General features: G+C 58.3%; 25 protein-coding genes and 2 pseudogenes. 4 read left to right on the top strand and 23 right to left on the bottom strand.

The window, feature by feature from the left end:
• Positions 1 to 4: 4 nt before the first annotated feature.
• From FY152_24045 to FY152_23990, 12 genes are read right to left on the bottom strand one after another with little or no spacing between them, the layout of a single operon-like run.
• Positions 5 to 1174, bottom strand: a complete 1170-nt coding sequence (locus tag FY152_24045; protein ID UXS35244.1) for a TrbI/VirB10 family protein — start codon at positions 1172 to 1174, stop codon at positions 5 to 7.
• 9 nt (positions 1175 to 1183) lie between these two features.
• Positions 1184 to 2032, bottom strand: a complete 849-nt coding sequence (gene virB9 / locus FY152_24040) for a P-type conjugative transfer protein VirB9 (GenBank protein UXS35493.1) — start codon at positions 2030 to 2032, stop codon at positions 1184 to 1186.
• A complete protein-coding gene (locus tag FY152_24035; protein ID UXS35243.1) occupies positions 2032 to 2703 on the bottom strand; it encodes a virB8 family protein in 672 nt (223 codons plus the stop codon). The genes virB9 and FY152_24035 overlap by 1 nt, the downstream gene beginning before the upstream one ends.
• Before the next feature lie 3 nt (positions 2704 to 2706).
• The gene (locus FY152_24030) at positions 2707 to 2973 is read right to left on the bottom strand and encodes a hypothetical protein (GenBank protein UXS35242.1); all 267 of its coding nucleotides are present in this window, start codon (positions 2971 to 2973) and stop codon (positions 2707 to 2709) included.
• Positions 2974 to 3008: 35 nt separating this feature from the next.
• The gene (locus FY152_24025) at positions 3009 to 3944 is read right to left on the bottom strand and encodes a conjugal transfer protein TrbL (GenBank protein ID UXS35241.1); all 936 of its coding nucleotides are present in this window, start codon (positions 3942 to 3944) and stop codon (positions 3009 to 3011) included.
• Between the two features lie 4 nt (positions 3945 to 3948).
• Entirely contained in the window at positions 3949 to 4182 is a 234-nt protein-coding gene (locus FY152_24020) for an EexN family lipoprotein (protein UXS35240.1), read from the bottom strand.
• The gene (gene virB5, locus FY152_24015) at positions 4179 to 4877 is read right to left on the bottom strand and encodes a P-type DNA transfer protein VirB5 (GenBank protein UXS35239.1); all 699 of its coding nucleotides are present in this window, start codon (positions 4875 to 4877) and stop codon (positions 4179 to 4181) included. Before virB5 ends, FY152_24020 begins: the two co-directional genes overlap by 4 nt.
• Positions 4877 to 7258 carry a VirB4 family type IV secretion/conjugal transfer ATPase gene (locus FY152_24010; protein UXS35492.1) on the bottom strand — a complete coding sequence of 794 codons (2382 nt, stop codon included), beginning with the start codon at positions 7256 to 7258 and terminating at the stop codon, positions 4877 to 4879. The genes virB5 and FY152_24010 overlap by 1 nt, the downstream gene beginning before the upstream one ends.
• A complete protein-coding gene (locus FY152_24005; protein UXS35238.1) occupies positions 7251 to 7592 on the bottom strand; it encodes a type IV secretion system protein VirB3 in 342 nt (113 codons plus the stop codon). Before FY152_24005 ends, FY152_24010 begins: the two co-directional genes overlap by 8 nt.
• A 2-nt stretch (positions 7593 to 7594) precedes the next feature.
• Positions 7595 to 7894 carry a Type IV secretory pathway AvhB2 protein gene (locus FY152_24000; GenBank protein ID UXS35237.1) on the bottom strand — a complete coding sequence of 100 codons (300 nt, stop codon included), beginning with the start codon at positions 7892 to 7894 and terminating at the stop codon, positions 7595 to 7597.
• Positions 7891 to 8577 carry a lytic transglycosylase domain-containing protein gene (locus FY152_23995; protein UXS35236.1) on the bottom strand — a complete coding sequence of 229 codons (687 nt, stop codon included), beginning with the start codon at positions 8575 to 8577 and terminating at the stop codon, positions 7891 to 7893. The genes FY152_24000 and FY152_23995 overlap by 4 nt, the downstream gene beginning before the upstream one ends.
• Positions 8578 to 8579: 2 nt before the next feature.
• Positions 8580 to 9119 (bottom strand): hypothetical protein, encoded by a 540-nt coding sequence (locus FY152_23990; protein UXS35235.1) that lies wholly within the window; start codon positions 9117 to 9119, stop codon positions 8580 to 8582.
• Positions 9120 to 9212: 93 nt separating this feature from the next.
• On the opposite strand from FY152_23990, the gene FY152_23985 reads away from it, so the two are divergent.
• Entirely contained in the window at positions 9213 to 9575 is a 363-nt protein-coding gene (locus FY152_23985; protein UXS35234.1) for a transcriptional regulator, read from the top strand.
• A gap of 742 nt (positions 9576 to 10317) precedes the next feature.
• On the opposite strand, the gene FY152_23980 is transcribed toward FY152_23985, so the two are convergent.
• Positions 10318 to 10560 (bottom strand): hypothetical protein, encoded by a 243-nt coding sequence (locus FY152_23980; GenBank protein UXS35233.1) that lies wholly within the window; start codon positions 10558 to 10560, stop codon positions 10318 to 10320.
• A 320-nt stretch (positions 10561 to 10880) separates the two neighbouring features.
• Here FY152_23980 and FY152_23975 point away from each other — a divergent pair, with 320 nt between their 5' ends.
• Both FY152_23975 and FY152_23970 read left to right on the top strand, forming a co-directional pair.
• The gene (locus tag FY152_23975; protein ID UXS35232.1) at positions 10881 to 11219 is read left to right on the top strand and encodes a hypothetical protein; all 339 of its coding nucleotides are present in this window, start codon (positions 10881 to 10883) and stop codon (positions 11217 to 11219) included.
• 182 nt (positions 11220 to 11401) lie between these two features.
• On the top strand, positions 11402 to 11641 hold the full coding sequence (locus FY152_23970) for a hypothetical protein (GenBank protein ID UXS35231.1): 240 nt from the start codon (positions 11402 to 11404) through the stop codon (positions 11639 to 11641).
• Between the two features lie 233 nt (positions 11642 to 11874).
• Here FY152_23970 and FY152_23965 read toward each other — a convergent pair whose 3' ends face one another.
• The 5 genes and pseudogenes from FY152_23965 to FY152_23945 form a co-directional block, all read right to left on the bottom strand.
• A complete protein-coding gene (locus tag FY152_23965) occupies positions 11875 to 12150 on the bottom strand; it encodes a hypothetical protein (GenBank protein ID UXS35230.1) in 276 nt (91 codons plus the stop codon).
• A gap of 10 nt (positions 12151 to 12160) precedes the next feature.
• Entirely contained in the window at positions 12161 to 12460 is a 300-nt protein-coding gene (locus FY152_23960) for a DUF982 domain-containing protein (GenBank protein UXS35229.1), read from the bottom strand.
• Between the two features lie 72 nt (positions 12461 to 12532).
• A complete protein-coding gene (locus FY152_23955; GenBank protein UXS35228.1) occupies positions 12533 to 13009 on the bottom strand; it encodes an Hsp20 family protein in 477 nt (158 codons plus the stop codon).
• A 174-nt stretch (positions 13010 to 13183) separates the two neighbouring features.
• Positions 13184 to 13900: pseudogene (locus FY152_23950) on the bottom strand (ATP-dependent DNA ligase).
• A gap of 218 nt (positions 13901 to 14118) precedes the next feature.
• Positions 14119 to 15109, bottom strand: a pseudogene (locus tag FY152_23945) (MFS transporter).
• Positions 15110 to 15148: 39 nt separating this feature from the next.
• Between FY152_23945 and FY152_23940 the strand changes: the two are divergent.
• Complete coding sequence (locus tag FY152_23940; protein ID UXS35227.1) at positions 15149 to 16048, top strand: LysR family transcriptional regulator; 900 nt, start codon at positions 15149 to 15151, stop codon at positions 16046 to 16048.
• Here the strand turns inward: FY152_23940 and FY152_23935 are convergent.
• From FY152_23935 to FY152_23915, 5 genes are all read right to left on the bottom strand, one after another.
• Complete coding sequence (locus FY152_23935; protein ID UXS35226.1) at positions 16035 to 16766, bottom strand: gamma-glutamylcyclotransferase; 732 nt, start codon at positions 16764 to 16766, stop codon at positions 16035 to 16037. The two genes, FY152_23940 and FY152_23935, sit on opposite strands and share 14 nt — an antisense overlap.
• A 71-nt stretch (positions 16767 to 16837) precedes the next feature.
• Positions 16838 to 17290: a RidA family protein gene (locus FY152_23930; GenBank protein ID UXS35225.1), complete on the bottom strand. Its 453-nt coding sequence runs from the start codon at positions 17288 to 17290 to the stop codon at positions 16838 to 16840.
• Between the two features lie 98 nt (positions 17291 to 17388).
• Complete coding sequence (locus FY152_23925; GenBank protein UXS35224.1) at positions 17389 to 18369, bottom strand: alpha/beta hydrolase; 981 nt, start codon at positions 18367 to 18369, stop codon at positions 17389 to 17391.
• A gap of 445 nt (positions 18370 to 18814) precedes the next feature.
• Entirely contained in the window at positions 18815 to 18913 is a 99-nt protein-coding gene (locus FY152_23920) for a metal-binding protein ZinT (protein ID UXS35491.1), read from the bottom strand.
• Positions 18914 to 18946: 33 nt separating this feature from the next.
• Positions 18947 to 19303, bottom strand: coding sequence for a hypothetical protein (locus FY152_23915; protein ID UXS35223.1), 357 nt, complete (start codon positions 19301 to 19303; stop codon positions 18947 to 18949).
• Between the last annotated feature and the right edge of the window lie 2 nt (positions 19304 to 19305).

Raw genomic sequence — 19305 nt, 5'->3', positions numbered from 1 at the left:
TACCCTACTTCGTGACAAGCGTCGACCGCGGCGAAAAATCGCCCAGCACGGCGCGGTCGAAAATGCGGTTACGCGGTTCGGTTACCCGCAGACGATAGATTCCGGAAAAGTCGAGGTCGCGAGCAACAAAAATCGAAACCTGTTCGCCCTGATGCTTGTTCAGCGTTGGCGGGATGTTGATCGATTGTTCGACAGCGATCGCCGCCGCCTGTTGGCCGGCGCTCGTGGTGTTCTGTGCGTCCACATCGCTATCCCGCAACTGACTGCTGGCATAGCTGGTCGCGTCACCAACAATCGAAAGCAGGAGGGCGCTGCCGAAGCGCTCCCACCAGTGGGTATCGACATAGCCATCGACGCCGGCGCGTCCAAGGGCATCGGTCGCCGGAGACGCAAGCGTGACGATGACGCCTTTCGGTGTTTTTGCCCGGTTCCAGAGAACGAAGAGACGCTTTTGTCCGCGTTGGAGCCCGCCCCGATATTCCCCAACGACCTGCGTGCCCTTTTCCATCAGCACGACCCGGCCGTTGTCGGAAAGAACATCGCGGTTGATCACGCAACTGGTAAAACCCGGCTGGTCGGATGCCAGCGCCGTTTCGAGAACGCAAGGGATCGAAGTCCCCATCGCCACGATGAAGTCCCGATTGCCGAGCGTGCCCGCGCGCGACCCCTCAAGCCGGGTTGGCCGCAGGAGACCGTCAAAACGCTGCTGGTCGCTGTTCTGCTGGTTCTGTCCCATCATATTGTTGTCGAACGGCACGAAATTGCTGTCAGGGGAATTCGAATTATCGGCCTCCCGTCGGTCTTTGGTGTTTTTCTGCCCGCTGCTGAAGGCCATCACAGGGGCGCGTCGGGCGGAATCGAGAAGTTTATCCTGTTCCTCCACGACCGGTTCGACGACGGGTGTCGGCAACTTCACTTCCGGGACAGCTTGAATCGGTTCGGCCTTTTCCTTGGCGGCCTCAAACGGATTCGTCTGGCGAATGACCACTCGCTCAGGCTGAGCATTCTCCTCCTTCGCCTTCTTGCCCGTCGTCGACCAAAGGGCGAAGCCGACAAAGGCCACGATTGCAACGGCCACTGCGCCACGCTTCAAGAGTGGGTTGTTGTCGATCCGCCGGCCGGTGACTGTTTCCGCACGCTCTCCGGGAATGCGCGTTTCGTCTTCTTGAGCCATGGTTACCCCCTATTGCGCGCTGTCGCTTTTCACGACGCGCTCTACCGAGGGCGACGTCGTGTTGGTATCGGGATTGATGCCGACTCGGTCGTAGGCCTCGTTGAACACGCAAAGCACGTCCTTGCCCCGCCGTAGGATGAACTTGCGGCTGATCGCATGCACCATGACGAGATTGCCATCGACCGACTTCGGAACTAGGCTTTCCGACCCGTCCGAATTTTCCATATAGATCGCAGGCATTTCCTGGTTGCCGATGAAGGCAAACGTCGTGATCTTTCCATTGTCGTAGACGCTTTGCGGCTCCAGTGCCTGAGACCCTTGCGCCGAATATCGCCAATTTCGGGGGCCATACGCCTCGTGGAGGGCCAGTACATTGTCGGCTTCCTTCGCCTGGGCCGCGAGGGCCCTTGATGCAGCCTGCTGCCGGCGAAACGCAGCTTCATCTTCGGGGTATCTGAACTTAACGTAGAAATAGGTATTTTGTCCGGCTTCCACAGAACCGTCTCGCACTGTCAATTCCATCTGGTAGCTTCGCGTCGAGCCATCCCGGCGCGTCGTCACCACGGAAATATTCGTCACCGGCTGGTTCTCGCGCGGTTTCAAGAACAGGATGTTGCCGGCCGGCGCAACTTCCCAGGCGACGCTGTTACCGAGGGCCACATGGACGATCTCCTCGTCAGACGCGAATTCGACCTGTACGGATGATCGCAAGGTGCCGACGACCCTCGTGATGTTGAAGGGCTGGTAGTTTACGAAGCGGACACGACTATCCTGCGAGGCGCTGCGTGGAATCTCCAGCGCCAGCACCGACGTCACGGAAGCGAATAGGACGAATGCGACGATTGGCAAGGTGCGCATCATCTTACCTCCTCCGGATCTGCCCGATATTCGCTGACAACAAAACCGAGCGGGTTGACGAGCCGGTCCGTCGATGACATCGGGGCGTTGACATACGAGAAGGTCAAGGTCGCAACCCAATGGGTGGTGCGAACTTCCTCCCCGCGGGTCGTGGTGCGCATGTAGCGCACGGAGACAACATTCTGATTGATGAGGGAGATCGACGCGATATCGATCCTCGCCGTGGCAGTTCGGCCGTAGACGTTTTGAGGCGATTCCGGGTTGCTGCCCCGATACATGGCTGCGAAGCGCGTCTGTTCCTGTTGGGTCGATAGAAGGGCGATCGTGCGGAAGTTTTCTTGTGCCTCGCTCCAGACATAACCCTCGCGGGCGCGCACATATTTGGCAGCGAAGTATTTTGTCACCGCCTCGTCATAGGTGCCGGCCGTCGCCGTCAATGCCGACACGACATCGACAATGCCCGTAGAATTGTCGACGCGAACAACGAAGGGCTCGACCGTTTTGAGCGGCGTGAGACCCGCAATGGCAAAGACGGATACGCTCGCCACAATGCCGGACGCGATGGCGATCGACCAGGCGATCCGGTTCGAACGTTCGATCTGCATCAGTCGGTCCTGATCGAAACGACGGGCCTTGTCGAAATAGCTCTTAGGATTGTCTGTCGTCACCATGTCTCATCCCTCACAGCGGCGATAGGAGCCGTCGATGTCAAGGTGCGCGAAGGCTGCAGGCTCTCTGGTCTCTTCGGCAAACGGCGTCATGGACGTGGAGGGCCTTGCGTCGGATTGCTGGTGTTTCAGCTTGCTGTCGCCCTCCCATTCCCACATCGAACGGTTCAGGGGGCGGCGCGAATAGCCATCGCATTTCGGTAAAGGGTAGGTCAGTGACGCGCAGCCGCCGAGCGTGGCAGCAAGAACGAGCAACAGGGCAGGCTTCATCATTCAGGCAGGCCTTTTCTTATTGTTTTGTGCGGATGTCATGCGCCGGCATCTCTTGACCCAAACGCGCGGCCAGCAACGCGAGCCCCGCGACCAATCATCCGGCCGGTATATGATGTTCCCCGGGCCAGCATGCCTTCGTGCGCATCTCGAGCGGCGCCATAGCCATAAGCCAGCGACGCACCGCCAGAGGCCAAGGCTGACGCGATGCTGGGAAGCTGGTAGAAAACATAAAGGGCGGCGATGCCTATGGCGCAGAGCGCGATCGGTCTCATGAGAACGTCGGTGTAGCTATCGATCGCGGTGAAGGTCGAGTCGATGCAGGAAATCAGCAGCGAACCGACGGCGACGACGAGGACCTGCAGGATCGCGAAGTTCGCAAGCTGCCCGATCCAGGACTCGGTAAACCGGCGCGTCGATTGGAACATGGCGAGCGCAATGAAGATCGGCCCGATCGCCAGCACGATTGCCAACGCCAACCGTGCATAGAGAGAGACCACATAACCGATCCCTGCAACGAGAAAGCTGACGCCGATGACCATCATGCCACCGACCCCGGTGACGATGTCGACCGGCCAGGAGGCGCGCGACCAGATATCGGTCGCAGACGCCTGACCCTTGTCCAGCAGGCTGTCGAACGTGCTAGCGCTCGGCGCCGCCCCTGAATTGAGGGCCTGCGCGATCTCTTTGGGCAACACCTCGAAGAAGATGTTGGTTACGTAGGTCTGGTATTCGCCGGCGTTCTTGACCAGCATGACGATGATTGCGAGCTTTATCGCGCGATAGGCAAAGTCGAGGATGGGCTCCTGCACAGACCCACGTAGAACCAGATAACCGTAGAGCACGACGTAAAGTGTGACGGCGGCCGTCAGCGGCCCCGTCACCCATTCGGCGATGTTCGAGGTTCCATCCGAGACGAACGTCTCCAACGGTCGCTTGAACTGTCCATCGATGAATTCGAACACTTGGTACATCGGATCAACCTCGCAGCGCTTCGCGCATGTTCTGGAGGCGGAGCCTGCCGTCTGCCGCTTCCGCATTCCTGCAATTCGGCGTGTCGCGCAATTCACCCGGATTGTCCCGGCAATCAGAAATCGTACGGGTCAGCAGCTCGGGATCGGCGACAAACTCTTCGACCGTGTACGTTCGCTCGGCCCCCTGCGAGCAGCCTGCCAGCAGCGCCAGCGAGAGGAAAATCGGAACCCGCCTCACTGCAGTGCCGCCTTCATGGCGTCCATGCGTTGGCGCCAATCCTCTGATTTCCGTTGTTCATCGATCTGGCTCTGTGCTTGCTGCACCATCCGCAACCCTTCCATCCGCAGCACGTCGGTCTGAAGGAATGCCTGTTCGGCCTGGAGCCGCGCCTGCAAGTCCGCGATGTCCTTGGAGTCGCTCGCCGACGATATCTTCTCGCGGAGTTGATCGATTCCGTCGATGCGCTTGGTCGCAGCATCGTAGATCTGCTGACCCAGGCTCATCTGACCCGCATTCTGGCTCTGAATACGCGACAATTCCTTGGCGTAGAAATCGTCGGCACTGGTGCGGTAGGTCGAGTTACTGTCCAGGAATTTCGAGGCAGAATCTCCGAACACGCCGGTGCCATTGCCTTTAAGCAACCCCTCGATGGCGGCGAAATCGGACGGAAGCGCCTTGCGGATCGCGGGATCGTTAAGAACGCTGGCGACATCCGCCATATCGGTTAGCTTGTTGAGCGAGCCATAAAGCTGCTGCGCCTGTTCGATCTGCTGGTTGAGGGCGTCAAGTTGCGACTTCAGCTGCGCGATGCTTTCGATCTGCTTTGCGATAGCCGTCTGATCAATGACCGGAATCCCCTGCCCAGCTGCGCCTTCGGCGAAAAAGATAAGCACTGTTGCGATCATTGCGCCCTTTAGTCGATGGGAAGCCATCAGCTTGCACTCCTTCGCTGTTGGAAAATGGGAAGCCAATCCTTGACGTCATTCCCGACCTCCGCGCGGATCGCGTCGAGGAGCTCAACATTGGCGGTCCGTCCGGAAAGGATGGCGAGTTCGTCGTCAAAACCGTTGAGGTCGAGTTCGGCGACGACGCTGTTGTGTCCCTGCTTCAATACGAACCTTCGGCTTTCGACAGAAAGCTCACGTGCAATCAATTCGTATTCCCGCTCCGTGAGCTTGAAACCTTCGACGTAGTCGGCATGGCTGCCGCGTGAATTGGGGAGGAATATCTGTGTCGGGCATTGCTCGATGATAGTGTGCGCGATCGGCGAGATCAGCGCGTCGCGCGGGCTCTGCGTGGCAAACAGCATCAAGCCGTTCTGCTTGCGAATGGTCTTCAGCTTATTCTGCGCCAAATCGCGGAACCCTTCGTCCTGAAGCGCCTTCCAGAATTCGTCAATGACGATGATGATCCGACGGCCATCGATCAGTTGCTCGACGCGGTGGAAGAGATAGGCCATCAGCGGTGTGCGGATTTCCTCGTTGTCGAGGAAATCGGTCATGTCGTAGCCAATGAACTTGCCTGACCCTCCGAAATCGCCAAAGCCGATATCCTCGATGACATTGTCGAAGACCCAGCCAAGCGGCCCTCCCCTCTCCCACCGGCGAAGCCTGGCGGCGATCCCTTCGGGATCGGTGTTGTTGAGAAAGGTCCGCAGTGCTCCGATCGTCCGGCGGTCCACAGGCAGGTCAGCAAGGCCATCGATCGCGCCGGAGATGTCGCGAAGTTCTGTAACCGTCAGTTCTCGCGTCCCGGATCCCACAAGCTTACCGACCCAACGCGCCAGAAAGACTTTGTTTTCAGGTGTCAGGTCGAGGGCCTTGAGGGGCGCGCAGCCGGTGGGGACACCATTCTTCAGCGGAAGGTAGGTGCCTCCAGCGGCGCGGACATAGAGGTCCGCACCGCGATCCTTGTCGAAGAACACCACATGCGGATCGTGCTTCTCCAGCTGTGACAGCATGAAATTCACGATCACGGTCTTGCCGGCCCCCGATGGCCCGCACATGAAGGTGTTGCCGAGATCACCGTAGTGGAGATTGAAGTAATAGGGTGATCCAGAGGCCGTCTTAAGCAGAGCGACGGCGGGTCCCCATTCATTGCCGTCCTTCTGTCCGATCGGATAAGAGTGAAACGGCGACAGCGCAGCGAAGTTCTTCGAGGTGATGGCGCCTGATCGCGCCCGGTAGCGGAAATTGCCGGGCAGTTGCGCCCACCAGGCAGCCTCGAGACCAAGATCCTCTCTTGCCACGACAGCGCCACCATTGGTCAGGCTGGCGCGAGCCTTTGCGAGGTTGTCCGTCAGTTCCTTCACTGTCGACGCGAAGACGGAGAGTGTCAGGTGATGCTCGCCGATCGCGAACCGGTTGGACTCCAGATCGTCCATGGCATCGTCAAGTTCGTCGATCTGCGAGGCCGCCTTGTCGCCGCTGCTGACCATCTGGTTCTGCTTTCGCCCCATGATGACGCGAGCGTCCGCCTTCGACACAAACGAGAAGGATTGGGACAGCATCAGTTCGAATGGACTGGTCAGGACGCCATCCAGCATGCCGGCCCTTGTGCGGGCAGGGTATTCCTTGAAGCTCAGCATGCCGGCAAACCGGGTTGCCGCCTCATGCCGAATTTCGATCGTCTCGCGCCCGATGATGACACGGTCGGAGTAGATCGCCGAGGCGATGCGGCCCTCCGTCAGCGGCACTCGCTCGCGCCTTCCGCCAACGATCTGATGCAAGACCTCGCTCGGCTCGGAGAACAGCATGCCGTCCTGGTCGTACAGCGAGAGCACGCGCGGTTCGAAACGCTTCAGGCCGGCGGCGATATCGAGGACCTTGTCCTGAAGCTGTTTGAGGGCTTCTTCGTCAAGCTCAAAACCACCGTGCCTGGCCCGCCGGAGGCGCGACAGCAGTTTAGCCGCCTTGTCGGCCGGATCGCGGGCCGGTGACCAGAGGACGGTCAGATAAAGATCGTTGCGGAACAGGTCCTCGCGCACCATGCGCTCGCGATATTTTTCATTCAGCGCGGCGGAGAATGGCGTTGCAAACGTCCCATCGGGATAGTCGCTGTCCCTGCGGCGGATCAGGTGCGTCCAGAGGGCAAGCCGCTCATCGGCGATGTTTCGGTAAAGCGTGTTGAGGTCGCGATGGAGTGCGTTGAGGTCAAGGACATCAGCGGTTTCGAATGACACGCCTTCGAGGGCGATCATGACCATCAGGCTTCGGGAGTCGAGGGCGATCGTCGTCTCATCGATGTGCCGAACGTACGGAATGAAAGCTTCCGGAGAGAGCTCGCGGGATCTGAGGGTAGCGATACTAGGCATATCCAATATCCCTTTCGTCAAAGCGGCGGGCCAGTCTGAGAGGCGAGAGTGTTGATCCGCCCCAGTAGCCGCTGTTTCGCGACCGGCCGCGCGTCTCGACCCAGGCGAGCAGGATACGGAACATGTTGTGATCGTGCTTCACCAGGGCGCGGAAGATGAGGTGGAACACGACGCCGACAGCCAAGTAGGCGATCGACCCGGCGACGATGTAGAGGATCGTCGTGAGCATGATGTTGAAGCCCATCGCCTCCATCGTCACGCCGGCGATCATCGCCGGCCGCGTGCATGCGATGAACAGCGTGTCTTCTTCGAGAACCGCTCCCTTGCCCGACATCTTCAGCCACCGACGATAGTGTTGACGAGCTCGGTGGCGCCGAAGATACCGCCGATGCCGATGATCCAGAAGCCTGCGCGCCTCAGGTCCATATAGCCAAACATCCAGGCGATGCAGATGACGATGACCGCGATGACAGCCAGAAGCTTGGCGATGTTGCCGGTCAGCATTGTCACTATGTTCTGCAGCACCGTTTCGATGCCGGCGGCCTGCGCGAAAGCTGGTTCGACAAGCATAACCACGATGGCAGCAGCCATCACGGACGAAGCGAAAACGGGTCTGACTCGAGAAGGTATTTTCATTTACTCTGCTCCAGTTGATTGCCCTGGAACACCAGGACGGACGAACGGCGTCGGGACTTGAAGACATCCCATGTCGGCGTGTCAGAGATCGGGGCTGCTTTTTCTGCGGAGTTCTCCGCCACCACTTCGGCGACGAAATCTGCCTGGGGAACCTCAGTCGGAACGCCGGTCCCCCTTCCCTCCCCCGTGTCGCTAATCGTCAACTTGGCCATCGTCGGACCGAGCCGCTTGATTTCGTGGCGAACCTGATCGTCGTAGCTGACCATGGCCCCAACGGATGGATCGTCACGTCCGTAATAGGATTGCAGCATGATCTGCTCGGCCCGGGCGGGGTTCGCCCCCGCCTTGGCCGCGAGGCGGTAGTAACCATCGAGCAAAGTCGCTGTGGCCTTTAGATTGAGGCACGGATCGAAGGCGTCGGATATCGAGAGGTTCAGTCTCTGCAGTTCTTCCAGCCCGATCCCGCCAAGACCCAGCTGGATGTCATGGCGCTTTGCCGCCAGGGATGTGGCGACTTCGATGGCCTCGGCCTTCGTGGCGGGCTGCCGCTTGAGGGGCTCACCGCTGTTGATCCGGATGTTGAACGGCGCGAACCGGCTTTCAAGGCTGACGATGCCCGCAAGGGTCTCCGATGCAACGATGGGTGCGCAGTTCTGCGCTAGATCCAGGAACGCAACGGGCATGTTCAGAACCAGACCCTCTGCTTACCAACCCCGTCGATCGTCACATCGACGTAACGGGGTTTCTCGCGCACCAAGGGACGGGCCACGGTATAGGCCATGCACTGATAGCCACCGTTTTCCCTCTGCCAGCGTGGCGATATCGCTGAGCCATCGTTTGAACCACCGCCGTCTCGATCCCGCTGGCAAAGGCTGTTGCTTACGACCTGTAGCGACGTCGAGATGCACGTCGCCTCATTTCCCCGTGGGCCATAGCCAGCAGACAGACGGTAGCCGGCATCGCAGTAGTATGGCTCATAACGTGGGCGGGAGCTTTGAAAGCCGACACCCGTGCAGGTCGGAAACGAACGCCCTCTCGAAAGCCAGCTCCAGAGCTTCTCGATCGGTGGCCTGCACTCGCCATATTGCGTCGGGCCGCCCGGATTGGATAAGCACAGAATAACCTGGCAACCCCATTCGTCGGCACGAGCGCTTTGCGCCGAAATAGTATAGAGTGAGGCGAACCCTAACGCTGCTACGATCGTTTGAAAGAAAAGGCCTCGCATGTCCCCTACCCTCCGCGTTCTTCAATGTCAGCCGGGATTGAGAAGCGACTCGCCTCGATCCACATACTATACAAATAATAGATAGTTAAACCAATGGCAAGCAATTTGAGCGACCGATGGCAAAGCCAGGCTTTATCTGTCTTCGCAGTGCGTGAAATTCTGGAAAAGCCGATCGAAGGTGAATCGGCGCAGTCCCGTATCAAACAGATCGGGATGATGAACATCCTGTACATGATGCACCAAGCGCACGAGAAGCTAACGCTATCAAATATAATCGCAATCACCGGTATGACGCGGGGCGGCGTTATTGAAACGATGGACCTTCTGGTTGAGCGGGGCATCCTGCTTGAGACGCTGGGTAAGAACTCGATGGGCCGCGGGACGGCGCGACAGTTCCAGTTCGCACCAGGGGTGTTCGAGAGCCTGCGGATGGTTGTCGGAGATGGAAAGCGCTGATTTTAGCCAGCAGACAATGTGCAGTATCGGACGGAGCCTTGGTTTGGCAGCACCGAGGTCCCAGTTGAGCGCTGTTTTAACACTCCGCGCTGGGCGCACCGCACCTCAGGTGAGTATCGTCGGGCGGTCTCCATGGAGAGAGTGGGGCCAAATCTCGCCATGTTATTGGAGCCGGCAATTCGGTCGTCTGCAACGCTGCAAGCGCACGACTGCTTTAGGTGTTGCAACAACAAGAGCTGGAACCGAACCGTGGGCGAGCCGTCCGCTATGGTCTCGAGCTAAGGGGGCTTACCGACGACAAGCTTTCCTTTACACGACTTTACGGTGGTTCGGTTCAAGCGATGCTCTTTGAAACCGACGCTGCGAAACAGGCGCGAAAAGCCCGCGTCTGGCCGGGGCCGACGACATTGGCCAGCATTCGCAACGGGTTTGCACATGGGGATCCGTTTGACGGGCTGCCCTGGAGCGGGCTGCTTGAACTCATTGGAATCTGATCGAATATGCCTATCGCGACATCATAGGATCGCCGCACCCAGCACCGCTCCGGTCCTCGCCTGTCGCATGTCATCCTGAAAGCGCCGTAAGCGTATTCTCGGCCATGCGCGATTGCGCCAGCCAGGATCGAGGCTGCAAGGTGCTCGTCGTGCCTCCCGAATTGTCATGGTGCCCCACAGCGCGCAGGGGAGATCGCTGTAGAAGTAGGTCGCCCTAAGGGGTGCCCCTGATTGGGTTGGCAGAAATTTTACCCCGCCAACCCCACCATGCGCAGCAAAGCTACTCCGAGCGCTGCGGAGATGACGGTGAGCGAAACACAGGCAAACAACCGATAGACTTTCTCCTTCGACCTCAAAAGGAGATAAATTGAGACGCCCGCAAGACTGCATATCACTGCAAAATCGCCATGCGCTCCATATTCATCCGAATAGAGCCAAGTTCCCAAAGCCAAAATACCGCAAATCAACCAAACAAGTTCAAGTGTTTTCAAATGACACCTCGGACAATCGAATTACAATCCTAAGGCATCTGTCCGAAGGGTCAACACTGTCTGGCTCTTCGTATGCCTGCGGCGAAGGCCGTCTGTCCTGCCCGAGAAACCTGCAATCAAGTGCAGGGTTACCTGGTTGGGCGCCCGCGTCCGATTTCCGACTATGCCGAACATTTGGTCGCGAGCCACCTCTGCCCACACGTGTACCCAGCCGATTACCTCAGCGACAAAGAGAGCAGCCAGAACCGGGCATATCGCAGCCGTCATGAGATATTATCCTCTGCTGGAGTATAAACACCCCTGCTTCCTCGACAACATCCATGCCAAGTATTGAGAAACCCCGCTTTCCTGCAAACAGGCGTGTCGTCAGTCTGGTTTATGGTGGTCTGCGCACCTTCGAGTTCGGGATCACGGCCGAAGTTTTCAGCCTGCATCGGCCCGAAGCAGAATCCGACTGGCACACCTTCCAATCTGTCTCGCTGGAGGATCGGATTCTTCATGCCTCTGGCGGCCTGGCGGTTGCCGCAACGGCCACTTTGGCTGATCTGCACCCGGCGGGAACAATGTCGCCGACCATTGACCATAAACGGCAATCAGCAATGTCCCCCCCTACGAAGAAGGCCAATCGTGGATCGCGAGCCGCCCCCCGCAGGCTCTGAGCTACGGCATTGTTCATGCTTCTCTCGGCCCTATCGTACGACTCCGGACTGCTCTTGTCTGAACCCATCTAACCACGGGTTACTACTTATAATTGATCTCGTTTAAATTGTATGTCACCGTTATTTGGCCGGTCGGACATTCGACCGTATCCGCAAGCATTTTTCATCTTCAGGAGGAAAGAATGAATTCGTTTTGGGTTGAATTTACCGATGGTACAACGATTGGAAAGATTGATGCTGGACTGAAAGCTGTACCTGCCATCGATCCAGAGTTGCAGGGCGACACATGGTTTTTTGACGCGGAGTGGGGAACGTCCCAAAAGGACATCAACAACCTTAAGGGGAGAATTGAGACGAAATCCGGGCGGAACAGCGTATCGGATATTGGACTCCAGGCAGACGACAAAATCCGCCAGAAGTAGCCCCAACTCCGAGTGCACCAAAACCGAACGAGCTGCATTAGTTGTTTTTATCACGAGGCTTCCCCGGACCCAGGTGAAGGCCGATCTTGATCCGAAACGCTTCACCGCACAGTACCGGCACTCCTCCAAAATACGAGCGCCTGGCGGGATTATTGCGATGGCCAGCGTTCGTTGGAGCAGGCCATCAAGCGGCTGGCGAAGTCGATGAAACAGGCTGCCTGAGAAGCCAGAGATCAGAAGCCGTAGCGTCGATCAAGTTCTTGGAGGGCAGCCTGAACCTCATCGAGGGAAACCGACTCCGGTGTTCCGGGAATATGGCGGAACAACGGCTTCGAATCGACCGCGTAGAAATCCGAGGCCCATGCAGCCAGGATGGTCCGCTTGTCGTGTGCGGTGAGAGCAGTCGCTTTTACGACATCGATCGGCCGCTCAATCTGCATGCCCTGAAGCAGGACCGCCGGCCCCATCGCCTCGGCATTGCTCACGGCCTGCTGTAACATCTCGTGCATGTCGGCCTTTCTATCGAACGTGTGGATCTTTGTCCCGCCGAAGGTGCGATGCCGCGATGGCATCATTCTCCGGCGCCAGCAGATCATGCTTTTCAGCGAAAGCGGCGAATAGGCCGCGCGCGGTCTCCGCTTCGATCTCGCCACGCAGTGCCGCACTACAGGCCTTCAGCGCGATCAAGTGTGCCGTGTCACGCAACGATGCTGGCCATTCGGCAAGATGCCGGTAGGCATCCATGACGCTCCGGACCTCAGCCGGGAAGCCAAGGCCGACAAGGATGGTAACTGGTTGTCTGAACATATCGGGTTTCATTGTCTCTCTCCTTCCCAACCCGTGATGTTAACGGGCGCCGCTGCGCGCGACGCCCCTTCTCTGAAGTTTCGGTCAGGCAGCCTTTTGCGCTTCGATCTGCACCGGGGCGGTCGACTGCACGAGGGCCGGCTGGGCCTGGATGTCGATCTTCCGCGGCTTCAAGGCCTCGGGGATCTCACGAACGAGATTGATCGACAGAAGACCATTGTTCAAATGGGCACCATTCACCCTGACATGGTCGGCAAGCTCGAACCGGTGTTCGAACGGACGGCCGGCAATGCCGCGATGCAGATAACCTTCGGATGCCGTCTCCTGCTTCTTGCCAGTGACCGTCAGCAGATTGGACTGGAAGGTGATGTCGAGATCATCCTGGGCAAAACCTGCGACCGCAATCGAAATCCGGTAGCTATCATCACCGATCTTGACGATGTCATAGGGCGGCCAGTCGCTGATCGAACGGGCGCGCTGAGCGTTTTCGAGAAGATTGAACACCCGGTCGAAGCCGACGCTCGAGCGGAAGAGAGGTGCGTAGTCGTAAGATGTTGCCATAGCCATATCCTCCTTGAAGCAACATGGGTACGGAAGCGCCGAAAGGCGGCGCTCCCAGCAAGGCCAGCCCTTTATCAGCGGTTGGCGGCAATCGATTTGGTTTTTGAGAATTTAGGATTCAAGAGCACCAGCCGAAAAAATTTAAGACCTCGCCGACGCACTGAAATCCTTTGCTCAGTTGAGGTCATAAACAGCGGCATTGTCCTGGATCTCGCGCAACCCTTTGTAAGATACGTGTCGCAAATTGCCGTGGTCGGTCCAGCCGCGGAATTCAATTTCCGCGATCAAGGTCGGCTGCGCGTAAACGTAGTTCTTGCCTTTAAGCGGCACGGCTGGTGTCCGTGTCTTCAGTCTGTCGAGCGTCTTCTTCAGGTAAGCTGCATCCTTTTCCTTGAAGCCCGTGCCGACGGCGCCGACATAGACCCAATCGTGGTCCCGGCGAGCCGCCAGCAGGAGGCTGCCAATCCCACCGTGGGCAACCGCCGACTGCTCGTAGCCGACGATCATGAAACTCTTGCTCTGCACGCACTTGATCTTCAGCCAGTCGCCGGTCCGACCAGGGCGGTAGGGGCTATCTCGATGTTTGGCGATGATACCTCTCATGCCGATCGAGCAGGCGTTGGCCAATAGCTCAGCGTCGTCTCCCTCTATCTCTTCGGACAACTGGATCGCACCGACGGCGCCCTCCAGCAAGTCTGTCAAGAGATGACGGCGAACTGACAGTTCGGTCCGGGGCCAATCGTGGGCGTCAAAATAGAGAAGGTCAAAGGCGAAGAGAACGGACTCCGTCGAAACGCGCTTGCCCCCTCTTCTGCCGAGCCAGCGCTGCAGCCCTCCAAAGTCCGGGCGGCCTTCCTCATTCAGTACCACCGCCTCGCCATCAATGAATGCCCGCCGTCCTGGATGAACGGATCGGCCGATTTTCCGTGCAATTCACTTTGGGTAAACAGTCGATCTGCATTCATGTTTTCACCTGCCTTCTCAATTCTTCGGATCCTCTTCATGAGCCACTTGTCCCGATCGTCGTTGCTTATTATTGACAGGGTCTTCGCGGCGTCCCGGTACCGATCTCATGGCAATCGTCGCAAGTAAGCATTGGAGGTGTTGGGGCCGCGACCGCGAACCCAGTTCGGAAGGACACTCTGGGCCGCACCGTCGAGTGTGGTCAGGGCGGTGATCCATGTGCCCCCGAGAAACAGAAGAACGATGATGGCAACGATCTTCGGCGGGGCGAGTGACAAGACATCCATGACGGAAGCGGTGATCAGCGCGGCACCGAGAAGCAGACCGTCCGAGCTCAGACGTTCGCGCAGCTTCGGCATGATCAACGCGCCACCGATCGCACCGGCGCCGACTGCACCAAGCAGGATACCATAGAAGCTTGCATCACCGCCGAGCAACTGACGAGCGACGAGCGGGAGGAGCGCCCAGACGGCGCTGGCGAAGGCGAAGAAAATGGCAGCACGCAGAAGCACCACATGCAGCGGCTTGTTCGAGAGGGTGTAACGAAGGCCTGCACGGAACGCACCGAAGGAGTTTTCCTGCAACGCGTCGTTGGCGTTCTTTGCACGCGGCCAGCAGATGAGCGCCGCGATGACGACGAAGTAACTTGCGACATCGGCGCCATAGGTAATCCTTGCTCCGAAGGTGGCAAGAAGCAGACCACCTGCGGCCGGCCTATGGATCGGGCGATATTGGTGCCGAGCGAGTCCAGCGCCACGGCGCTCTTCACATCCTCACGCTTGACCAGTTCGGGAACAATTGCCTGCCAGGTCGGCCCCATCAGCGCCGCGCCGATGCCTCCGAGAAAAGTCAGGCCGATCAGCGCGCTGATCGACAGCATGCCCGTCTGGGACAGGACATAAGTGAGATGCTGACGGATGCCAGCAGGAGTTGGACGGCGATCAGGAACTTGCGGCGATCAAGGATGTCGGTGAGAACGCCCGCAGGAATGGCCAGCAAGAAGATCGGCAGGGTTCCAGCCGCCTGGATCATCGCGACCGCGGCCGGCGATGGCGAAAGATGTCAATGCCTTTCCGTCAGCACAGGTTTGTTGTGTGGACTGAATGCAGGCCCGTTGATCACCGAGAGGAATTGCAATATTTCTCTCGACAGAATTGCAAAAAGTGAAACAATGATATGAACGACTACAAAGCCCTTCGCACCTTTCTCCTCGCCGCCGAGAAGCGGAATTTCGCCCAGGTAGCACGCGAACTTGATATGACGCCGGCAGCCGTCACCCGAGCCATAGCGGCGCTGGAGGCCGAGCTCGGTGTTCAGCTGTTTGTGCGGACGACGCGTCAGGTTTCCTTGACAACAGATGGCGCCATCTTCGCTGCCCAGATACAGCCTGCGGTGAAGACGCTCGAGGATGCGCGCCGCGATGTGATGAATGCCCATAAGGCGGACCAAGGAAGGCTGCGCATCAGCGCTCCCACATGGTTCGGCAAGGCCGTGCTGCCGCCGATCCTGTCTGGCTTCAAGGAAAAATATCCGAAGATGAGCTTCGAAATCTCCTTGTCTGACGGCCTGGTGAACATCGTGGACGACGACTACGATCTGGCGATCCGCATCTCGTCGCAGCCTTCCGACAAGTTTACCATCTGGCGCAAGATCCGTGTGGTTCCGCGCATTCTGGTAGCCGCACCTGGAACTCGCTTCGTCGACATGCAGCATCCGAACGAGTTGAACCCCGACGACTGCCTGGCCTATAGTGGGGAAAGCCGGCGGGAAAACTGGGTCCTGTCGGATGGCGGGTCCAGCATCACGATCTCGGCCGGCCGTGCGTTCAGCGCCAACAGCGGTGAGGTTCTTGCCGATATGGCGGCAGATGGGGCAGGTGTCGCTCTGCTTCCGGGGTTCAACATCGCCGACCACATCCGCAGCGGACGACTCGTGCATGTCTTCAACGGATGGGCGCCGCCGGATCTATGGCTGACCCTCTACTACCCGCCTTACCAGGCTCTGCCGCCGCGTATCGCCTCCTTCTCGAAATTCTTCGAGGAACAGGTGGCGGCACATATGGTCATGCTGGATTGACGGGTGGCGGACGAGCCTCAAGCCTTTCCGCAACGAGTTTTTGCAACTGCCAAAGGTTGCGGTCGAAGATCTGGCGTCTCGCCAAATCAAGGACCGTGCGATGCAGATATTCCGCGCAGGATCCCGCCGGTCCGCATGCCTGCGCAATCAGTCCGGCGGCCTCATCGAGAGGCACTTTTTCCGTAAGGAGAGACCGTTTGGGGCTCGCCCAGAACGTCAAGGCGCGGCGTGTGCCAGTAGATGTCTTGACCGTGACCCACCGCACCATGTCGCACACTTCGGCGTATAGGATTTCCCGCGCCAGAAGCTTGCGAAGATCTTGCCTCTTCGTTGCGCAAGGAAGTTTGAGGATCAGGCCAGAGCAACTACCGCCCGGCTCAAGTGCAAGCATCAGACCCGGCGCATCAGAGGTGGCACGGAGCCGTTCGATCCTCAGCGAAAAAGCACGATGCCATCCATACGCGACGGCATCTTCTTTCGCCGCCTCCTCAAATCCGGGGTTCCACATCAATGAACCATAGGCAAATACCCAGATTTCCTCTTCGCAAGACCCCTCCTCCACTCGAGCGACAAGGTGGTCGAGCTGCTGGGGCGAGATTGGCGTCCAATTTGGCTCCGGACCTTCCTCTGCGACGAACCTGAGGGTCCTGGCAACCAGTTCTGGAGTCAGATGCAAAGCCGCTGGCGATCTCATGTTGTGGGAGGATGTTCTCGGCATTCCGAAACCTGTTCTGGCAAGACGGCAACCAGTGCGAAAACGCTTCGGCGGCTGTTGGCGTGGCTGTTGCTTTATGAGGCGGTCGGCACGTCGACGATGGCGCGGAAGGTGATCTCGACGATTTGCTCCGGGAAGGCCAGCGCGCTCACTCCGATCAGGTTGCTTGCAACCGGCGGCGTGTCTGTGCCGTACATCTCCTTGCGAACCTTTGATCCGGCTGCAAATGCGCTCGGAATGTCGAGAACAAAAAGCGTCTCTTCGACGACGTCATCAAGAGTGGCGCCGAACTCGGCGAGCAGCTTCTTGGCATTGACATATGTGTGACGGATCTGCTCTTCCATTTGCGTGAAATCGACGGGCCGGCCTTTATCATCGAGAATAGCTGGCGCGACGAGGTTGCCATCGCCGTCGTGGCTCAACTGTCCGGAGATATAAATTGTATCCTTGACCTGAACGGCCTGTGCGTAGCCGAAAGCTTGCTCCCAGGCGACGCCGAGGTTTGCGATTTTCTTCGTGTTCGTCATGATGGTTTCCTAATGTGAGGCAGCGCGATCCGCGCGTGTGGATTAGCAATTTGAAAGACGGCGGACGCGTGGGAGGCCGCACCCGCCGCCAGCGTCGATCACCCCTTGATGAAGGCCAGCAGATCGGCGTTCAGCACATCGGCATTCACGGTCAACATGCCGTGTGAGAAGCCGGGATAGGTCTTCAGCGTGCCGTTTTTCAACAGCTTCACCGATTTCAGGGCGGAGTCGGCAATCGGCACGATCTGGTCGTCTTCGCCATGCAGCACCAGTGTCGGGACGCTGATATTCTTCAGGTCTTCGGTCTGGTCGGTTTCCGAAAAGGCCTTGATGCCGTCGTAATGGGCCTTTGCGCCGCCCATCATGCCCTGACGCCACCAGTTCTGGATAACGCCTTCATGAACGGTCGCACCATCGCGGTTGAAGCCATAGAAGGGGCCGGCCGGCACATCGCTGAAGAACTGCGCACGGTTTGCGGCGAGCGACGAGCGGAAGCCGTCAAAAACCTCCATCGGCAAGCCTTCCGGATTGGCCTCGGTCTTGAGCATCAGCGGCGGCACGGCGGAAACGAGAACCGCCTTGGCGACACGGCCGGCGGGTTCGCCATGTTTTGCGACATAACGGGCGACTTCGCCACCGCCGGTGGAATGGCCAATATGGACGGCATTCTTCAGGTCGAGAGCTTCGACGACGGCAAAGGCGTCGGCGGCGTAGTGATCCATGTCGTGACCGTCGGCAACCTGGGCGGAACGGCCATGGCCACGGCGGTCATGGGCGACGACGCGAAAACCCTTGGAAACGAAGAACAGCATCTGCGCATCCCAGTCATCGGACGAGAGCGGCCACCCATGGTGGAACATGATCGGCTGGGCATCCTTCGGGCCCCAGTCCTTGTAGAAGATTTCGACGCCGTCTTTGGTGGTTACATAGGCCATGGTCTTGTTTCCTTCGATTGGGTTGGCGGCGGATGCAGCCTTCGCCGCAAAACTAAAAGCGGGAGGAATTGCGACAGCCGCTGCGGCAGCGCCTGCGGAAAGCAGCACGCCTCTGCGTGTCATTGGAGGGATGTTCTGGGTCATTTCGCGTCCTGCGATTTCGTTATTGAAACTTCAGGCGACGCTGTGTTCGTCTGACAGGTTGATATTGCCGCCAGATGTCTCCGCTCACAATTGCAGGAATAATTTTGAGTTTATTGCTGTTTATGAAATAGTTTGCGCGGTAGAGGACAGTGCTCAGATCCGGATGAAAACATGCAACTTGAGTGATCGGGCCGCTAACCACCGAAATGAGCGCCTTGCCTTGAATGGATCCGCACCGCCGACCCGTTGTTCAATCCTGCACTCCGCGACCCCGACCTATCGAGGTGTGAAACTAGCCATTGGAATAGCAGGCCATGGCGGAATGTGCGCTGAAGTTCGAGCAGCTCATGCCAGCCGCGGCACGAAACACCAATTCACAGACAGCAACAAGAACAAGCGCCGGATGGACCCAGCGCCTGTCCCTGATCTGTCGTCAATGGTGCGATCAGTGCGCCTTCATCTCACTGACGATCTCGTCGACCTTCATGGAGGATGGGTAGTAGGTCGGCCAGTTTGTGACTTCATTGATTAAACATGTTTTAATGGATTTGTGAGGCGCTGGATCAACGGTAGGCGATTAGATGGAGACCGCCGGCACCTGTCCCGGTTCGGAGGCATTGCGGAGTTCAGAAACGAAACGCAGCCAAAGCAGAACGCTCGTCACCGCAAAGCCAATGCATACCCCGAACCATACGCCGTAACTTCCCCATCCGGCTCCGTATCCGAAGGCGAACATCGCGGGAATGCCGACGACCCAGTAACCGATCAAAGTATCGATCAGCCCTGCCAGGTATTGCCGCGGCCGAAGGTGACTGATGCAGATGTTCCGGGAACCCTTGAAAAACTGATCGGTAATCGCAAACCAGAGCAGTACCGCCGCGAGCCGCCGTTGAACATCGGGGGTCAGTTGACGTATCAGACGTTCTTGTCCCATCA

The sequence above is a fragment of the Agrobacterium tumefaciens genome (assembly GCA_025560025.1).
Classification (GTDB): domain Bacteria; phylum Pseudomonadota; class Alphaproteobacteria; order Rhizobiales; family Rhizobiaceae; genus Agrobacterium.
This window is presented reverse-complemented; position numbering and strand designations above follow the sequence as displayed.